Raw genomic sequence first — 17,002 nt, 5'->3', positions numbered from 1 at the left:
ATTACTCTCCGCGCAGGGCGTTCATCAGCCCTTTGAACTTGCTGTTGAGGAAGGTGAAGGAGGCCTGGAACTGCACGGAGTTCTCCGCATAGTTGGCCTGCTCGATCTGCGCATCCACGGTGTTCTGGTCGATCGAGGGCTGGTTCGGAATGCGGTACTTCAGCGATTCGTCACCCATGGCCAGGCCATCTGCCTCGATGTGACGAGCGTTGGTCAGGGCGGTGCTGAAGGTGCCGTTCTTCAGCTTGTCGGACTGCGCCGCTAGCACCGAAGCGAAGTCCAGGTCACGCGCCTTGTAGTTGGGCGTGTCGGCGTTGGCCAGGTTGTTGGCCAGCACTTCAGCGCGCTGGGAGCGGAAGCTCAGTGCTTGCTGGTGGATGCCGAGGGCTTTGTCGAAGCTGATGCTCATGGTCGCGAACCTGTTTGCCGGTGTGGGCTTGCCAACACTTCAGCAAGGTGCGTGCCAAACATCTATTTCCTTTATATTCAATGGCTTGAGTAGCCAGCAAGGGCGGCAAGGAGCGGCAAAAGGCGGCAAAGCGGCAACCGATTTCCTTGCCGCCCGCCTCCCGCCGTTGCCGCTCGACGCATCCCGCGGCAACAAGCCGGCTCACTCCAGCGAAAGGTTCCTACGCTTGCGCCAACGCCAGGAACGCGCTCGGCAACCGTGCCTGCCGCCGATCCTTCAGGCAATACAGGTACTCGTCGATCAGGCTCGCGCCCTTGATCTCCAGTACACACAGCTGGGGGTTATCCGGTACTTCCTGGCGGGCAATGATGCTCACGCCCAGGTTGCGGATCACCGCCTCGCGAATCGATTCACGGCTGCCGATTTCCAGCACCGAGGCGGGTACCACTCCGGCCTGCTGCAACATTGCCTCGGTCAGTTGGCGAGTGGTCGAACCCGCCTCGCGCATCAGCAGGCAATGCTGGCGCAGTTCGCCGAGGTTCACCGACTGCATGGCCGCCAGCGGATGGCTGCGGTGCACAGCCAGCACCAGCGGATCGCTGCCCAGCACCACGCGGGTCAGGCGCGCATCATCCACCTGTTGCGAAGAGGCGGCCAGGTCGACCCGGCATTCGATGAGCGATTCGAGCACCTGCTGGGAGTTGCCGATCTCCACCGACACTTCTATCTGCGGGAAGCGCTCGCGGAAATCCTTTATCAGCCCGAGCACATAATAAGGAGAGGTGGCGCCGATACGCAGGGCGCCCTGCATCTGCCCGCAGTTGCGCAGGTAGAACTCGATGTCGGCTTCCTGCTGCAGCAGCGCCTCGACCATCGGCAGCAGGCGCGCGCCCTCGTCGCTCAGGGTCAGGCGCCGGCCGCCGCGATAGAACAGCTCCACCGCGTACTGGCTTTCCAGGTGGCGGATCTGGGTAGTCACCGTTGGCTGGCTGAGGCCGAGCTTTTTCGCCGCCTGGGTAATGCTGCCCAGCTTGGCAACGCGGTGGAACGCCTTCAGTTCAGCGCTGAGCATCGGCGACCCACCTCTTCGAAAAATTCATCAACAGTTTTTCTCAACGCTGCCGGCAAACCGGCGCCAGCCCACTGGCGACGCGGCCTTCAGCCAAGCGACAAAAGCCCTTAAAAGGTCAATGTACCTGACCTGTATCACTGGCATCAGCAGTTGGCGCTGGACAGCCCGGAGTTGAGCGACTTTCATTGCCCTTGGAAAAATCCCACCTGGAACCCGAAGGCGGCCTCACAAGGGTGCGCCCAAGGAGCAATTGATGAAGTACAAAGTCACCATGGTTTTCGGCACCCGTCCGGAAGCCATCAAGATGGCCCCGCTCGCCCGCGTCCTTCGCCGTACCCCGGAAATCGAACTGCGCATCTGCTCCACCGGCCAGCATCGCGAAATGCTACAGCAAGTGCTGAACTCCTTCGAACTGGAGGTCGACGAAGACCTCGACGTCATGACCCAGGGCCAGACACTGAACAGCCTGTCCCTGCAGATGATGGGCAAACTGGATGACAGCTATGACCGTCATCGCCCCGACATCGTGCTGGTCCACGGGGATACCACCACCAGCTTCATCGCCGCCCTCACCGCCTTTCACCGGCAGATCCCGGTGGGCCACGTCGAGGCAGGGCTGCGCACCGGCAATATCCACCAGCCGTGGCCGGAAGAGGCCAACCGCCGCCTCACCGCGGTGATCGCCGACCTGCACTTCCCGCCGACCAAGGCCGCGCGCGACAACCTGCTGCGCGAAGGGGTGAACATCGACCAGATCGAGGTCACCGGCAACACGGTGATCGACGCCCTGCTGTGGATGCGCGAGCACCTGCACGAGACCGATTGGAAGCCCGCCGCCGATTCGCCCCTGGCCAAGTTCACCGGCGACCGTCGTCTGGTCTTGATCACCGGACATCGTCGGGAAAACTTCGGCAAGGGCTTCGAGCGCATCTGCCTGGCCCTGGCCGAGCTCGGCCAGCGCTTCCCCGACGTGGACTTCGTCTACCCGGTGCACCTCAACCCGCAGGTGCAGAACGCCGTCTACGGCCTGCTCTCGGACAAGCCGAACATCCACCTGATCGCCCCGCAGGACTACCAGCACTTCGTCTGGCTGATGGACCGCGCCTACATCATCCTCACCGACTCGGGCGGCATCCAGGAAGAAGCCCCGGCACTGGGCAAACCGCTGCTGGTGCTGCGCCGCGTCACCGAGCGCCCTGCCGTGCTGGAGGGTGGCACCGTGGTGCTGGTGGGGACCAACACCGGCCGCATCGTCAGCGAAGCCAGCCACCTGCTGCGCGACGACGACGTCTATGAACAGATGAGCCGGGTGTTCAGCCCTTACGGCGACGGCCACGCCAGCGAGAAGATCGTCGCCCGGCTGCTGTCCTGGTTCGGTGAATCACGCACGCGTAGCGAGTTCGAATGAGCCTCGAACTGGTCGATATCCTTACTTACGTTCTCTATGCCCTGAAGTACCTGGCGATCATCCTGGCCGCGCTGATGTTCCTGCTCGGTCTGGATGACCTGTTCATCGACCTGGTGTACTGGGGCCGGGTGCTGGTGCGGCGCTTCCGCATCTACAACCGCTTCGATCGGGCCGACGAGGAACGCCTGTTCGCCGCGCCGGAAAAGCCGCTGGCGATCATGGTCCCGGCCTGGAACGAAGTCGGCGTGGTCGGCGAAATGGCGCGCCTGGCGGCCTCGACGCTGGACTACGAGAACTACCAGATCTTCGTCGGCACCTACCCCAACGACCCACAGACCCAGGCGGACGTGGACGCGGTATGCCTGCATTACCCCAACGTGCACAAGGTGGTCTGCGCGCGCCCCGGCCCCACCAGCAAGGCCGACTGCCTGAACAACATCATCGACGCCATCCTGCGCTTCGAGGCCGATGCCCGCATCGAGTTCGCCGGCTTCATCCTGCATGACGCCGAGGACGTGATCTCGCCGCTGGAGTTGCGCCTGTTCAACTACCTGCTGCCGGCCAAGGACCTGATCCAGATCCCGGTCTACCCCTACGCCCCGGAATGGAGCGGCTTCACCGCCGGCCACTATGTCGACGAATTCGCCGAGAACCACGGCAAGGATGTGCCGGTGCGCGAAGCGCTGACCGGCCAGGTGCCCAGCGCCGGTGTCGGCACCTGCTTCAGCCGCCGCGCCATCGCCGCGCTGCTGGAGGACGGCGACGGCATCGCCTTCGATGTGCAGAGTCTCACCGAGGACTACGACATCGGCTTCCGCCTCAAGCAGAAGGGCATGAAGTGCATCTTCGCCCGCTACTCCATCACCGATCCGCAGCTGGCGCTGAAAAGCACCTGGGTGCCGGGTATGGACCGGCGCTTCTCACAGGTCATCTGCGTACGCGAACACTTCCCGCGCACCTGGCAGCACGCCATTCGGCAGAAGTCTCGGTGGATCACCGGCATCGTCTTCCAGGGCACGCGCAACCTGGGCTGGAGCAGCAAGGGCATGCTCAACTACTTCCTCTGGCGTGATCGCCGCGGGCTGATCGCCTACCTGCTGAGTTTCCTGGTCAACCTGCTGTTCCTGGTGCTGATCACCATGTGGCTGATCACCACCCTGTCGCCCAACGCCTGGCGCTTCCCGTCGATCCTCGAAGGTAGCCAATTGCTGGTGGTGCTGCTGTTCCTCAACGGCCTGATGCTCCTCAACCGGCTGTTCCAGCGCTTCTGGTTCGTCACCCGCTTCTACGGCATCTTCGAGGGACTGCTGTCGGCGCCGCGGATGATGTGGAGCAACTTCGTCAACTTCTTCGCCAACCTGCGCGCGCTCAAGCAGGTAATGGAGATGGGCGATTCGCGCCGCGTTGCCTGGGACAAGACCACCCACGAATTTCCCGCCCTCGCCGGCCCGCAGCGCACGCCGCTGGGCCAGCGCCTCAAGGAAAAAGGCCTGATCAGCGAAGAACAGCTGCAATCGGCACTGACCAGCCCGGTGCGCCGACGGCTGGGCCGCGAGCTACTGCTGCGCAAACTGATCACCAGCACGCAACTGGTGGAAACCCTGGCGGAGGAACTGGGCGAGGAATGGGCGCCGCTCAACCCCTTCACCCTCGATGAAAAACTGATCGAAACCCTGCCGCGCAAGCTGGCCCTGCGCTACGCCGTGCTGCCGGTGGCCGTCGAGGGCGAAACCCTGGTCCTGGCCAGCGAACAGCAGATCAGCCAGGTCTCCCTCGGTGCCATCAGCCGGCAGCTCAAGCGCCCGGTACGCGGCCGACTGGCCCCACAAGGCCGTGTCACCCTCGGCCTGCGCCACTGGTACGGCGGGCGCCACCAGACCGATGAAACCCGGGCCATCGTCGAGGTGCTCCGGCGACGCCAGGGCGACGAATCCCTCATGGAACGTCTCTGTGGTCACGTGGTGATGTTCGGTGCCTTGCTGCAGGTACGCGGCATGGTCCCGCCCAGCCTGTTCAACCAGGCCCTCATCGACTTCGACCCGGAACAGGACTCGCTCGGCGAACACCTGATCAAGCGCGGCATGATCACCCAGCAGGTGCTCGAGGAAGCGCTCAAGGAACAGGCCAGCGAACAGCACGAGGCCTATCGCATTGCCCGGGAGGCCGTGTGAAACCGCAACAAACCCTGCTTTACGGGCTCATCCTGGCGAGCATCGCCGCGCCGCTGGCGCAGGCCGCCGACGACCAGCTCAGCGAATTCCAGCGCTTCCGCAGCTATCCCTTTCTCGACAAGGGCTACAAGGAAGCGAAGAAGAACAACTGGGCGGAAGTCGAACGCCTTATGCGCCACCTGCTCGACCGCGTGCCGAGCAACACCGAGGCGCGTGCCCTGCTGATCCAGTCCCTGGCCAAGCAACAGCGCTACGCCGACGCCGAGAGGGAGGCCCAGGCCCTGGCCGGGACCGACGCCGGTGCGCAGGCGCTCACCGAGCTGCGCCTGGACCTGATCGAAAACGGCCCACCGCCCGAAGCCCAGGTCAACCAGTGGCTGGCTCACACCAGTAACGCCAACGAGCGCGTGCGCCTGTGGCAAGCCTACAGCCTCAAGCTCGGCCAGACCCAGGGAGCGGCCAAGGCACTGGACTGGCTCGGCACGCTGCCGCCCGGCAACGACGGCCGCGTGCTGCGCGAGGCCCGTGCCAACTGGGCCGAACAGCTGCGCGACTGGGACACCACCATCGCCCAACTGGCACCGCTGGCTGCCGCGCACCAGCTTTCGGCCGACGACTGGCGACGCCTGGCCAACGCCTACGCCCAGCGCCTGGAAGAAAAGCCGCTGGAGCAACTGATCCAGCAGGCACCTGACGCCGACTCGGCGCGCAGGGCACGGCTGGCGATCATCGACCGCGCCATCGCCGTCGAGCAGACCGAAGTGGCCAAGCGCTGGCTGCTCACCCTGCCCGAGCAGGACCGCCGCGACCCGACGCGCCAGGCACAGCTGCTGGAAGTCGCACGCGACAGCAGCGACGCAGCGCTGGTTACACAGCTCAGCGACGCGCAGAACCGCCCCTGCCTGGAAACCACCGAATGGTTGTCGCGTCACGACCAGGCAGCGGCACTGGCGAAGCTGCAGCAATGCAAGCCCACTGACGATCCGAAGACCTGGCTGGTCCTGGCCCAACGCCTGGAGGCCACCGACCTGCTGGAAAACACCCGGCTGCCCGAGCCCTGGGACACCGCCCGCCGCGACCAACTGGTGGACTCCTGGCGACGCCAGGGCCGCACCGACCTGGCGCTGGCCTGGCTGTCGCGCCAGCCACAGACACCCGACACCGTTCGCCAGCGCGCCGAGCTGCTGCAGGCCCGTGGCCGCACCGGCGAGGCTGCGGCGCTGTGGGAACAGCGCTACCGCCAGACCGGCGATCTCAAGGCACTGGACCAGGCCAGCTACCTTGCGCTCAACGCCGGGCGCACCGAGCGCGCCAAGCAGCTGCTGGAAAGCGCCTACGACCGACGCGGCGGCAACCTGCCGCCCACGTTGCTGCAGCGCCTGGCCGGCATCCATGCGCGCAGTGATACACCGCTGGACGTCGCCCGCATCGAAGCCCTGCTGCCCAAGGCAGACCCGGTCTCGCGCGGCTACCTGCTCGGTCGCCTGGCCGAAGCCGGGCGCTGCGATGCCCTGCAACGCTACCTGAGCCCGGATTCCAACACCCCCGGCGACCTGCGCGCCCTGGGCCGCTGCGCCATGCCCGCGCGCCCCGGCGAAGCGGTGGTCTACTACCAGGCCGCCATCGCCCACGGCGACAAGGACAGCCAGCTGCCGCTGGCCTATGCACTGGAGGCCGCCGGCGACCCGGTCGGCGCCCTGCGCATCTTCAATGCCCTGCCCGCCAGCGAACTCAACGACAATGCCCGCCTTACCGCCAGCCGCGCCGCCCTGCTCACCAACGACAATGCCGGCGCCGAGCGCTACTGGCAGCAGGCGAAGAAAGGCAGCGCGGACGATTGGGCACTGGGCGCCAACATCGCCGACGCCCGTGGCGACTATCCCCTGGCACTCACCCGGCACCGCGAGGCCCTGCAACACGAGCCCAACGGCCAGCACTACTACAATGCCGCCGGCAGCGCCCAGAAGGCCGGCGACAAGCAGCAGAGCAAACTCTGGCTGGCCGAGGCGGTACGCCGCGAGCCGAACAACCCGCGCTTCCGCGCCGACTACGGCATGCGCCTGGCCGGCACCGAGACGCCGGAAGAACGCCGTACCGCGATCCCCTACCTGGAGCGCGCCACCCGCGACTACCCCGAGGACTTCCGCCTGGGCGAAACCCTCGCCTGGCGCTACGACGAGGCCGAGGACAGCTTCGCCGCCCGCCGCGAGTTGCGCCGGGTCATCGACCTGGAGCAGGACCCGGTGGCCGCCGACGACGAATACGGCAGCCTCGAAGCTCGTCGCTTCCGTCAGCGCCGCGCGCATCAGACGTTGTCCCAGCGTGACAACCTGACCATCGCCAGTACCTGGTCGCCGGCGGGCGTCACCACAGTGCCGATCCTCAACGGCGACACCCAGACCGGTGACCGCCGGCGCGCCCAATCGCAGAACCTCCAGACCTTCATCTGGGACCACGCACTGGGCGAGGAACCGACACGCAACGGCAGTACCCTCTCGGTATATGGCCGGGCGATCGCCGGCAACGAAGGGCGCAAGAACTACACCCAGACCCTCGCGGCCGGCTTCGGCCTGCGCTACAAGCCTTTCGGCGACTACAACCTCAACCTCTACGGCGAGCTGTACAAGCAGAACACCGTGAACGACGACGTCGATCCTGAGGACGCCTTCGACGGTCTGCGCTGGCACGAGATCGGCACGCCGGAGAAGTTCGAGCGCTACATCCGCAAGCGCGACAAGTACGGTCAGACCAGCACCGACTTCCTGCTGCGCGCCACCGCTTCCTTCCTCGACCAGGGCGAGTACCGCAACGACTGGCGCGTGGACGAGAGCGACTGGGACGAACGCTTCCTCTACACCGACTTCGCCTGGTGGACCCACGCCGGCGACCACCAGTGGGTCTCGCGCTACCAGCAGGGCCACACCTGGAAACTGCCGGTGGATTCGCCGCAGACGATCATGCCCTACGGCTTTGCCGAATTTTCCGCACAGGACCCCAGCAACGACTGGCGCCAGGACCTGCGAAGCGGCGTCGGCCTGCGCTGGCAGTACTGGTACGGCGAGGACCGCTACAACGCCTACCGCGCCCACGTCACCGTGCGCACCGAGTACCAATTGGGCATGGCGGGCAATCTCTATGAAAAGGCCAACGGCTGGCTGGTGGGACTCGAGGTGAACTTCTGATGCGCCGCCTGATTTACGCCCTCGCCCTGCTCTTCTCCACCGTCGCAGCGCACGCCGACGACCAACTGTTCTATCAACCGCTGAATGTCGATGCCGCACTCAGCGAAGCGCAGTGGCAACAGATCTGGCGCGCCAGTGCAGCCCAGGGTGCGAAGACGCTGATCGTGCAATGGACCGCCTATGGCGACTCCGACTTCGGCGGCGCCACCGGCTGGCTCGCACATGCCCTGCAAAGCGCCCACGACAACGGCCTGCAACTGGTCCTCGGCCTGTACATGGACCCGGCCTACTACCAGCGCCAGAGCGAACTGGACACACCCGGTCTGGAGGCCTACTGGCAACACCAGCTCGGCCGTTCCCTGGCGCAGCAACGGCAAGTGAGCGAGCAATGGAAACTCCCCGTTGCCGCCTGGTACCTGCCGATGGAGCTGGATGACTGGCACTTCCAGGCCGCCGAACGCCGACAAGCCCTGCAACGCCAGCTCAAGGACTTCGCCGGCCAGATGAAGGCCCCGCTGCAACTGAGCGCATTCTCCGGCGGCAAGCTCGCGCCACAGGTATACGGCAACTGGCTGGGCGAGATCGCCGGCCTCGGCGTACAGGTCTGGTGGCAGGACGGCGCCGGCACCGGCGCGCTGCCCGAGCGAGTACGCCAGGCTTACGCTGCCGCTCTACCCTGCTCGGTTGGCATCGTCCGCGAAGCCTTCCGCCAGACCAGCGCTGCTGGCCAGCCCTTCCGCGCCGAACCTTCCACCCCCTCCAGCGCATCCACCGGCTGCCACGCCAGCGCCGTGTTCGAAGTGCGCTACCGGCCCTGGGGCAAGGTGCTGCTGGACAACCAGCGCGCCCACTCCGCCAGCTCCGCAACGCCCTGAAACAGCCGCCCAAACACATGCCCCGCGCCCGTGCGCGGGGCATAGTGAGTTCAGCTATGCTCGCGCAAGCGACCCCACACGCGCACAGGGCGGTTCATGTTCAAGACCATTGAATCCGAAGTACTCAAGCAAAGCGTTCCGGCCGGGATCAGGGCCGAATTCCTCCAGCACGACTTCGAACGACTCCATGGTTTCTGCCTGCTGGTATTTGGCGTCAGCATCGCCATGTGGCTGCTCTTCGACCTGATCGTCAGCTTCCAGGCCGGCCAGGGCTTCACCTGGGTTTCGGTGGCCTTTCTGGGGGCGTTATTCCTCATCACCGCCCTGACCATCTTCGTGCGCAAGGCCGTGCATTTCTACTGGCTCAACCTGGCCTTCGTCTTCGTCTTCTGCCTGGGCGCCCGCCTGGTGATCGACGGCGTTCCCGAGGCCGTCCGCCAGACCTGGCTGGTGATCGCCGCGGCAACTGTGCTCTACAGCGCAACGGCCATGCCGCTGAACAATCCCGCCTTCTATTCGGTCATGACGGTGACCTGGGTCTTCCTCAATCCACTGCTCGGCGACGTGCCGGACTTCGACGCGCGGCGCAGCCTGCTGGTGTGCTACCCGCTATTCATCAGCGCCTTGTCCATCTACATCTTCAACCACCTGAGCAAGGCCAAGCTCTACAACTATGCCATGGCCCGCCTGCTGCTGGACCAGGCCTATCTCGACGTGCTCACCGGCATCCCCAATCGCCGCTCCTTCATGACCCGCGTCGGACAGCGCCTGGCAGACGATGGCGACCAGCGTTACCTGGTGATGATCGACATCGACCACTTCAAGCGCGTCAACGACACCTACGGGCATGACATCGGCGATGAAGTGCTGACTCGCGTCGCGCGGGCCATCAAGAGCGAGATGCACGACTTCGAATTCGCCCGCCTGGGCGGCGAGGAGTTCGGTCTGTACCTGTGGGGCATCAACGCGGAGGACGCGCAGTCTCGGGTCGAACAATTGCGCCGCATCACCGCCGAGTTGCCCGGCACTCCCAGCGTCACCATCAGCCTCGGCCTGGCCCACGTCACCGCCGACGGCACCCTGAGCCAGGCGCTGATCAAGGCTGATCAGGCGCTATACAGCGCCAAGCACAATGGTCGTAACCGGGTGACCTATTCGCCCTGACGCATGACCGGTGCAGAAACGAAAAAGGCCCGCGAATGCGGGCCTTTTCATGCTGGTGTCCCGGAGAGGGGTCGAACCTCCAACCTTCCCCTTAGGAGGGGGACGCTCTATCCAATTGAGCTACCGGGACAATCGGGTCGGCATGTTAACCACCGACAAGCGTTTTGTCATGCCACCGCCACCGGAGCGGTCCATAATTTTGCCGTCAGCCGGAGAATCACCATGACCTCAGAAGACGGCGCCCTGCCCGACTCACCCTTCGCCACCTTCGATGTACGCGTCGCCACAGTCGAGGACGCTGCAGCCCTCGCTCCGCTACTGCAGCAACTGGGCGCCCGCGACCCGCTGCCCGACACCGCGCTGCTGGCCCTGGCCCTGGGCAACCAGTTGCCGTCGCGAGTGACGCTTGTCGCCGAGCGCGATGGAGCCTTGCTGGGCACCTGCACCCTGCACCTGATCGAACACATCGCCCACGGCTTCGCCCGCTCGGCGATCCTCGAAGACATGGTGGTGGACAGCCGTGCGCGCGGCCAGGGCATAGGCCAGGCGCTGATCGCCCGCGCCGTGGAGTGGGCCCGGGACTGGAAGTGCTACAAGCTGGCGCTCTCCAGCCACCAGGACCGGGAAATGGCGCACCGCTTCTACGCCGCAATGGGCTTCGCGCCCCACGGCGTCAGCCTGTCGCTGAGTCTGGACTGACCTCAGCTGGCCTGAGCATCCGGAGGAGCGAGCAGGTTCAGCAGATGGCCGACGGTCACATCCAGGGATACCGAGTTGTCCAACTCCACCAGCGGGCCCGACAGGCCATCGGCGAAGTGCGCATTGCGTGCCAGGCGCTCCTCGATTTCCACCGGCGTCTCCCGCCCACGCTTGAGCAGTCGCTGGCGCAGCACATCGGTCTCGACCTTCAGCAGCACCGCGATCAACGATGGATAGCGACGGCGGGCTTCAGGCAGGTATTTGCGTGAACCATTGACCAGGACGTCGTGACCAGCGGCGAGCCAGTCATCGATCTCGCGGGGGATTCCGTAGTGCAGGCCATTGGCACGCCAGCTCATGGCGAAAGCACCGGAACGCTCCAGGCGAGAGAACTCCTCGACGCTCACCGAAAGCGCCTCCTCGCCACGCGCTTCCGCGGAACGCGTGATGACGCGCCGGACGATCCGGCAATCCATTGCGGCCAGGGGAACGCTGGCTGCCTGCAATACGCTGTCCTTGCCGGATCCCGAAGGGCCCATCAGGAAAATCAGTCTACCTGGGGTCATAAGACTCTCGGTGCACCGGCGGCTCGGCGCTACTTCAATTCTGATCCGCGGGCCGGATAATACGCCGAGCCTTGTGGGATACCAGTGAAACTCGTGATGAAAGCCCCCTGAAGCGGGCATCCGCTGACTCGCCGCCGGGCGCTGTGCCATCATGAAAGCCTGCGTCGAAGCGAGAGTATCGGGCCGCCCAACGGCAGGCAGCCACGGACGACATATCGACTACGCTGACGGATATGGGCACATCGCCAGCTTTCCCCTTAACTCCCATCTAAAGAAAGGTCTGCCTAGGCGGTCTCATTTCGGACGATTGGTGCTGGCATTTAGCCTTCACCCAAGACACAATATGCCGAAGGTTTGACGTCAAGTTATTGGATATTTTCACAAAAGCTTTGACGACGCGCTGAACGGCCATTGGAAATCGCTGTCAAAGGGCCTGAACGAACGCTGACCCATGGCATCGGCCTCCCTGACTTACAGGTTTAAAGTATGCGCCCATTGAAACAGGCAACCCCCACCTACTCCAGCCGTACCGCTGACAAATTCGTCGTACGCCTGCCCGAAGGCATGCGTGAGCGTATCGCCGACGTCGCCCGCAGCCACCACCGCAGCATGAACTCCGAGATCATCGCGCGTCTCGAACAGAGCCTGCTGCAGGAAGGTGCCCTGCAGGACAACCTGGGCATCCGCCTGGACAGCCCGGAACTCAGCCTGCACGAACGCGAACTGCTGCAGCGTTTCCGCCAGCTGACCCATCGTCAGCAGAACGCTTTGATCGCCCTCATCGCGCACGATGCCGAGATGGCGCAGAACGAAGCCTGATTCGTTCGCGATAACCGAAACAGCCGGCCTTGAGCCGGCTTTTTCATGCCCGTGCTTTCGTGCCCTCCAAATCCGCATGACGGACACAAAAAAGCCGCCTCGCGGGCGGCCTTTTCGGCGGGGCGGGCACTACATCAGGAACAGCGTGGCCAACCCGAGGAAGATGAAGAAGCCGCCGCTGTCGGTCATGGCGGTAATCATCACGCTGGAGCCCATCGCGGGATCGCGCCCCAGGCGCAGCAGCGTCATCGGAATCAGCACCCCCATCAATGCAGCAAGCAACAGGTTCAGCGTCATGGCGCCGGTCATGACGGCGCCCAGCTCCCAGTTGCCGTAGAGGTAGAAGGCGACCAGGCCGATCACCCCACCCCACACCAGGCCGTTCACCAACGCTACGCCCAGCTCCTTGCGCAGCAGGCGGTTGGCGCTGCTGGTCTGGATCTGGTCCAGAGCCATGGCGCGGACGATCATGGTGATGGTCTGGTTGCCGGAATTGCCGCCGATGCCGGCCACGATGGGCATCAGCGCCGCGAGTGCCACCAGCTTCTCGATGGAGCCTTCGAAGAGGCCGATCACCCGCGAGGCGATGAAGGCGGTGACCAGATTGGTGGCCAGCCAGGCCCAGCGGTTACCGACCGACTTCCAGACCGAGGCGAAGATATCTTCCTCTTCACGCAGACCGGCCATGTTCAGGACTTCGCTTTCGCTTTCCTCACGGATCAGGTCGACCATCTCGTCGATGGTCAGACGGCCGATGAGCTTGCCGTTCTTGTCCACCACGGGGGCGGAAATCAGGTCGTAACGCTCGAACGCCTGGGCGGCGTCATAGCCGTCCTCATCAGGGCTGAAAGTCACAGGGTCGGTGGCCATGACTTCCGCCACGTCCTTGTCCGGATCGTTCACCAGCAGGCGCTTGATCGGCAGCACGCCCTTGAGCACGCCGTCATAATCGACCACGAAGAGCTTGTCGGTATGGCCCGGCAGCTCCTTCAGGCGGCGCAGGTAGCGCAATACCACTTCCAGGCTGACATCGTCGCGGATGGTGACCATCTCGAAGTCCATCAGCGCGCCGACCTGGTCTTCCTCGTAGGACAGTGCCGAGCGCACGCGCTCGCGCTGCTGCGCATCGAGGGTTTCCATCAGCTCGTGGACCACATCGCGCGGCAATTCCGGCGCAAGGTCGGCGAGTTCGTCGGCGTCCATGTCCCGAGCCGCGGCGAGAATCTCGTGATCGTCCATGTCGGCGATCAGGGTTTCCCGCACGGAGTCGGATACTTCGAGGAGGATGTCGCCGTCGCGCTCGGCCTTGACCAGTTGCCAGACCGTCAGACGGTCATCCAGCGGCAGCGATTCGAGGATGTGGGCGATGTCGGCCGGGTGCAACTCGTCCATCTTGCGCTGCAATTCGGCAAGGTTCTGGCGGTGCACGAGGTTTTCGACGAGGTCTTGATGCTGGCCTTCCTGACGGTGCGTCAGGTCTTCCACCAGCTTGTGCTTGTGCAGCAGGTCGACCACCTGGTTGAGGCGGTCCTGCAGGCTTTCCTGCGGCTTCTTGGCTTCTACTTCGGTCATAGCACGCTCCACCCCCAGTGGCAGAACGGGCCAGAGGGGATCAATACATCAGGTCGTGTGTACGCAATCGGGGTTCTGAGTAACTACTGGGTAAGTCCATGGTGGTGTCCCATGCGCCCATCGAGGGCAGATGCGGGAAATGATAACACTCCGGGGTGTATTGCGCGTTACAAAATGGCGGCTAGAACAATCGCTTGCAGGTGAAAGTTCACTGCCGAATCACTGCCCGGTTCGACGCCCGAAAGCTCCCACAGGACACCCGGCTCCGACTGACAAATTCCACTCCTAGTCTGCAGGCAGGCCCGCCATCATGGAGGAACCATGCGCCTGTCTGCCCTGCTCTATTTGCTCCTGATTTCACAAGTACCGACCAGCCAAGCGGCCTCTGTGTTCCGCTGCACCGCAGCCGATGGCAGCGTGCTGTTCAGTCAGTATGGCTGCCCAACCGAACGGCAGCAGGAAATCCAGGAAGCCAGTAATCAAACACCCGGCTCGGGCGAGCCAGTTCCCATGGCCGCAGTAAAAGCGCCGGCACCACAGAAGGCTCCTGCACGCAGCAAGGGCAAAGGCGGGGAACTCGAAGATCGCTCACTGGTTATCGTGGGAGAGCAGCAGAACGGTTGCGGCAACCGCGTTACCGGCAGCGCGCGGCGCAAGGCGATCATCGAAGGCAGGATCAAGACAGGCATGACCCGCAGCGACGTCGAGAGCGCGTTCGGAAAGCCGGATAAGGTCAGCCAGCACAACGAGACGCTGCGCTATCACTATGACGCGAACAAGAGGCACGGCGCGCGTACCGTGACATTCGACGAGGACGGCTGCGTGACGGGCAAGGCAAAGCGCTGAGCACGCTGCGAAGACTTTTTCGAGAGCAAAGAAAAAGGGCCTGCATTTCTGCAGGCCCTTCCGGTATATGGCGCACTCAGGAGGATTCGAACCTCCGACCGCTCGGTTCGTAGCCGAGTACTCTATCCAGCTGAGCTATGAGTGCGTCGTTGGTAAAGTTTAACCAGATTCACCAACTGGTTGCAGCTAATGGCCTTTCAGCCCCTTCGCCACTGAAGCCCCGCTTTCGCGTTGCCTCGTATATGGCGCACTCAGGAGGATTCGAACCTCCGACCGCTCGGTTCGTAGCCGAGTACTCTATCCAGCTGAGCTATGAGTGCGCTGATGAGGGCGCAAATTCTAGAACGATTTTTCTGATTCGTCAACAAGATTTTTCAATCTTTTCAGTAACTTACGTTACCTGACAAACCATCGCACCAGAGGATGCAATGGCGGAGAGGGGGGGATTCGAACCCCCGACACCCTTTTGAGGTGTACTCCCTTAGCAGGGGAGCGCCTTCGGCCACTCGGCCACCTCTCCGCAACACGGGGCGCATGATATCCATGTTTTCCCCGTTTGCAAAGAAAAATTTTAGAAAAATTAATGGTTTGGTTCTTGGTCTTTCTCTTTCTGGATGCGCTGGTAGATTTCCTCACGGTGCACAGCAACTTCCTTCGGCGCATTCACACCGATACGCACCTGATTTCCTTTGACGCCCAGTACAGTCACGGTGACGTCATCACCGACCATCAGGGTCTCTCCGACCCGGCGAGTCAGAATCAGCATTCCTTTCTCCTTACGTGTTACGGGATAAGCAGTCTGCAAAAAAAGAAATGGTGGCAGATTCGTATAGATCAAGTGCACGAATCCTTCACCCAAGTATTGACCAGTCCTGCCGGAAAGAAAGTTCCTGTCAGACAGTCAAAAACGACAAAAGGCGCGGGGTAGCCGCGCCTTTCGGTAGTTCTCGCCTTACTCGCCCTGTCGGGCCGGGGCGTCGAGTTCGAAAGCGGTATGCAGAGCACGGACCGCCAACTCGAGGTACTTTTCTTCGATGACCACGGAAACCTTGATTTCCGAGGTGGAGATCATCTGGATATTGATGGTCTCCTTGGCCAGGGCTTCGAACATGCGGCTGGCCACACCGGCGTGGGAACGCATGCCGACGCCGACGATGGAAACCTTGGCGATGTTGGTGTCGCCGGTGGCTTCGCGCGCACCGATGCTGGCGGCGGTCTGCTTGAGGATTTCCAGAGCGGCCTGGTAGTCGTTGCGGTGCACGGTGAAGGTGAAGTCGGTGGTGTTATCGTGCGCGACATTCTGCACGATCATGTCGACTTCTACATTGGCGGCACTGATCGGGCCGAGAATCTTGAAAGCAACGCCGGGGGTATCCGGTACGCCACGGATGGTCAGCTTGGCTTCGTCGCGGTTGAAGGCGATGCCGGAGATGATCGGCTGTTCCATGGATTCCTCTTCATCAAGGGTAATGAGGGTGCCCGGACCCTCCTGGAAGCTGTGCAGCACGCGCAGCGGGACGTTGTACTTGCCGGCGAATTCCACCGAACGGATCTGCAGCACCTTGGAACCGAGGCTGGCCATTTCCAGCATCTCTTCGAAGGTGATCTTGTCCAGGCGGCGGGCCTGCGGCACGACGCGCGGGTCGGTGGTGTAGACGCCATCGACGTCGGTGTAGATCTGGCACTCATCGGCCTTCAGCGCCGCCGCCAGGGCCACACCCGTGGTGTCGGAACCGCCACGGCCGAGGGTGGTGATATTGCCGTGCTCGTCCACACCCTGGAAGCCGGCGACCACGACCACGCGGCCAGCCTTCAGATCTGCGCGAATGTTCGCATCGTCGATGCTGAGGATACGCGCCTTGGTGTGGGAACTGTCGGTCAGGATACGAACCTGGTTACCGGTGTAGGACACCGCCGGCACGCCGCGCTTCATCAGCGCCATGCTCAGCAGGGCGATGGTCACCTGCTCGCCGGTGGAGACCATGACGTCCAGCTCGCGCGGGATCGGCTGGTCCATGATCTGTTTGGCCAGACCAATCAGGCGGTTGGTCTCGCCGCTCATGGCGGACACCACCACGACGATGTCGTCGCCCGCTTCACGGAATTTCTTCACCTTCTCGGCTACCTGCTCGATTCTCTCGACGGTGCCGACGGAGGTCCCTCCAAACTTCTGTACGATCAAAGCCATTTCAAAAGCCGCCTGATTCCTGAAGGGCGCC

The 17,002-nt window shown here is 63.4% G+C and carries 14 protein-coding genes and 4 tRNA genes; 8 read left to right on the top strand and 10 right to left on the bottom strand.

Annotated elements, in window-relative coordinates:
• Position 1: 1 nt before the first annotated feature.
• Both flgB and GJV37_RS03685 read right to left on the bottom strand, forming a co-directional pair.
• Positions 2 to 409 (bottom strand): flagellar basal body rod protein FlgB, encoded by a 408-nt coding sequence (gene flgB / locus GJV37_RS03690; protein ID WP_024764913.1) that lies wholly within the window; start codon positions 407 to 409, stop codon positions 2 to 4.
• 220 nt (positions 410 to 629) lie between these two features.
• Positions 630 to 1,481 carry a LysR family transcriptional regulator gene (locus tag GJV37_RS03685; RefSeq protein WP_024764912.1) on the bottom strand — a complete coding sequence of 284 codons (852 nt, stop codon included), beginning with the start codon at positions 1,479 to 1,481 and terminating at the stop codon, positions 630 to 632.
• Positions 1,482 to 1,734: 253 nt separating this feature from the next.
• Here GJV37_RS03685 and wecB point away from each other — a divergent pair, with 253 nt between their 5' ends.
• The 5 genes from wecB to GJV37_RS03660 all read left to right on the top strand — a co-directional run bounded on the left by wecB (position 1,735) and on the right by GJV37_RS03660 (position 10,281).
• The gene (gene wecB, locus GJV37_RS03680; protein ID WP_024764911.1) at positions 1,735 to 2,889 is read left to right on the top strand and encodes a non-hydrolyzing UDP-N-acetylglucosamine 2-epimerase; all 1,155 of its coding nucleotides are present in this window, start codon (positions 1,735 to 1,737) and stop codon (positions 2,887 to 2,889) included.
• On the top strand, positions 2,886 to 5,060 hold the full coding sequence (gene nfrB / locus GJV37_RS03675; protein WP_084357460.1) for a cyclic di-3',5'-guanylate-activated glycosyltransferase NfrB: 2,175 nt from the start codon (positions 2,886 to 2,888) through the stop codon (positions 5,058 to 5,060). The genes wecB and nfrB overlap by 4 nt, the downstream gene beginning before the upstream one ends.
• Entirely contained in the window at positions 5,057 to 8,242 is a 3,186-nt protein-coding gene (locus GJV37_RS03670; protein WP_170858288.1) for an NfrA family protein, read from the top strand. Before nfrB ends, GJV37_RS03670 begins: the two co-directional genes overlap by 4 nt.
• Positions 8,242 to 9,117 (top strand): DUF4434 family protein, encoded by an 876-nt coding sequence (locus GJV37_RS03665; protein WP_170858287.1) that lies wholly within the window; start codon positions 8,242 to 8,244, stop codon positions 9,115 to 9,117. Before GJV37_RS03670 ends, GJV37_RS03665 begins: the two co-directional genes overlap by 1 nt.
• Before the next feature lie 96 nt (positions 9,118 to 9,213).
• Entirely contained in the window at positions 9,214 to 10,281 is a 1,068-nt protein-coding gene (locus GJV37_RS03660) for a GGDEF domain-containing protein (RefSeq protein WP_038803635.1), read from the top strand.
• Between the two features lie 53 nt (positions 10,282 to 10,334).
• Here GJV37_RS03660 and GJV37_RS03655 read toward each other — a convergent pair.
• Positions 10,335 to 10,411, bottom strand: a tRNA-Arg gene (locus GJV37_RS03655).
• 92 nt (positions 10,412 to 10,503) lie between these two features.
• On the opposite strand from GJV37_RS03655, the gene GJV37_RS03650 reads away from it, so the two are divergent.
• Complete coding sequence (locus tag GJV37_RS03650; RefSeq protein WP_037007205.1) at positions 10,504 to 10,980, top strand: GNAT family N-acetyltransferase; 477 nt, start codon at positions 10,504 to 10,506, stop codon at positions 10,978 to 10,980.
• 2 nt (positions 10,981 to 10,982) lie between these two features.
• Here GJV37_RS03650 and phnN read toward each other — a convergent pair whose 3' ends face one another.
• Positions 10,983 to 11,546 (bottom strand): phosphonate metabolism protein/1,5-bisphosphokinase (PRPP-forming) PhnN, encoded by a 564-nt coding sequence (gene phnN / locus GJV37_RS03645; protein WP_084357464.1) that lies wholly within the window; start codon positions 11,544 to 11,546, stop codon positions 10,983 to 10,985.
• A gap of 486 nt (positions 11,547 to 12,032) precedes the next feature.
• On the opposite strand from phnN, the gene amrZ reads away from it, so the two are divergent.
• A complete protein-coding gene (amrZ, locus tag GJV37_RS03640) occupies positions 12,033 to 12,365 on the top strand; it encodes a transcriptional regulator AmrZ (protein WP_024764908.1) in 333 nt (110 codons plus the stop codon).
• 129 nt (positions 12,366 to 12,494) lie between these two features.
• Here the strand turns inward: amrZ and mgtE are convergent, their stop codons facing one another.
• Positions 12,495 to 13,937 (bottom strand): magnesium transporter, encoded by a 1,443-nt coding sequence (gene mgtE / locus GJV37_RS03635; protein ID WP_038803637.1) that lies wholly within the window; start codon positions 13,935 to 13,937, stop codon positions 12,495 to 12,497.
• Between the two features lie 321 nt (positions 13,938 to 14,258).
• On the opposite strand from mgtE, the gene bamE reads away from it, so the two are divergent.
• On the top strand, positions 14,259 to 14,783 hold the full coding sequence (gene bamE / locus GJV37_RS03630; RefSeq protein ID WP_170858286.1) for an outer membrane protein assembly factor BamE domain-containing protein: 525 nt from the start codon (positions 14,259 to 14,261) through the stop codon (positions 14,781 to 14,783).
• A 68-nt stretch (positions 14,784 to 14,851) separates the two neighbouring features.
• Here the strand turns inward: bamE and GJV37_RS03625 are convergent.
• The 5 genes from GJV37_RS03625 to GJV37_RS03605 form a co-directional block, all read right to left on the bottom strand.
• Positions 14,852 to 14,928 (bottom strand) — tRNA-Arg (locus tag GJV37_RS03625).
• Between the two features lie 98 nt (positions 14,929 to 15,026).
• Positions 15,027 to 15,103, bottom strand: a tRNA-Arg gene (locus GJV37_RS03620).
• 109 nt (positions 15,104 to 15,212) lie between these two features.
• Positions 15,213 to 15,303 (bottom strand) — tRNA-Ser (locus tag GJV37_RS03615).
• A 60-nt stretch (positions 15,304 to 15,363) separates the two neighbouring features.
• The gene (gene csrA, locus GJV37_RS03610; protein ID WP_003085981.1) at positions 15,364 to 15,549 is read right to left on the bottom strand and encodes a carbon storage regulator CsrA; all 186 of its coding nucleotides are present in this window, start codon (positions 15,547 to 15,549) and stop codon (positions 15,364 to 15,366) included.
• Positions 15,550 to 15,735: 186 nt separating this feature from the next.
• On the bottom strand, positions 15,736 to 16,971 hold the full coding sequence (locus GJV37_RS03605; RefSeq protein WP_037011532.1) for an aspartate kinase: 1,236 nt from the start codon (positions 16,969 to 16,971) through the stop codon (positions 15,736 to 15,738).
• Positions 16,972 to 17,002 lie beyond the last annotated feature (31 nt).

The sequence above is a fragment of the Pseudomonas nitroreducens genome (assembly GCF_010994165.1).
In the GTDB taxonomy this organism is placed as follows: domain Bacteria; phylum Pseudomonadota; class Gammaproteobacteria; order Pseudomonadales; family Pseudomonadaceae; genus Pseudomonas; species Pseudomonas nitroreducens.
Note: the sequence above shows the minus strand (reverse complement) of the source record. Positions and strands in the feature narration are given on the sequence as shown.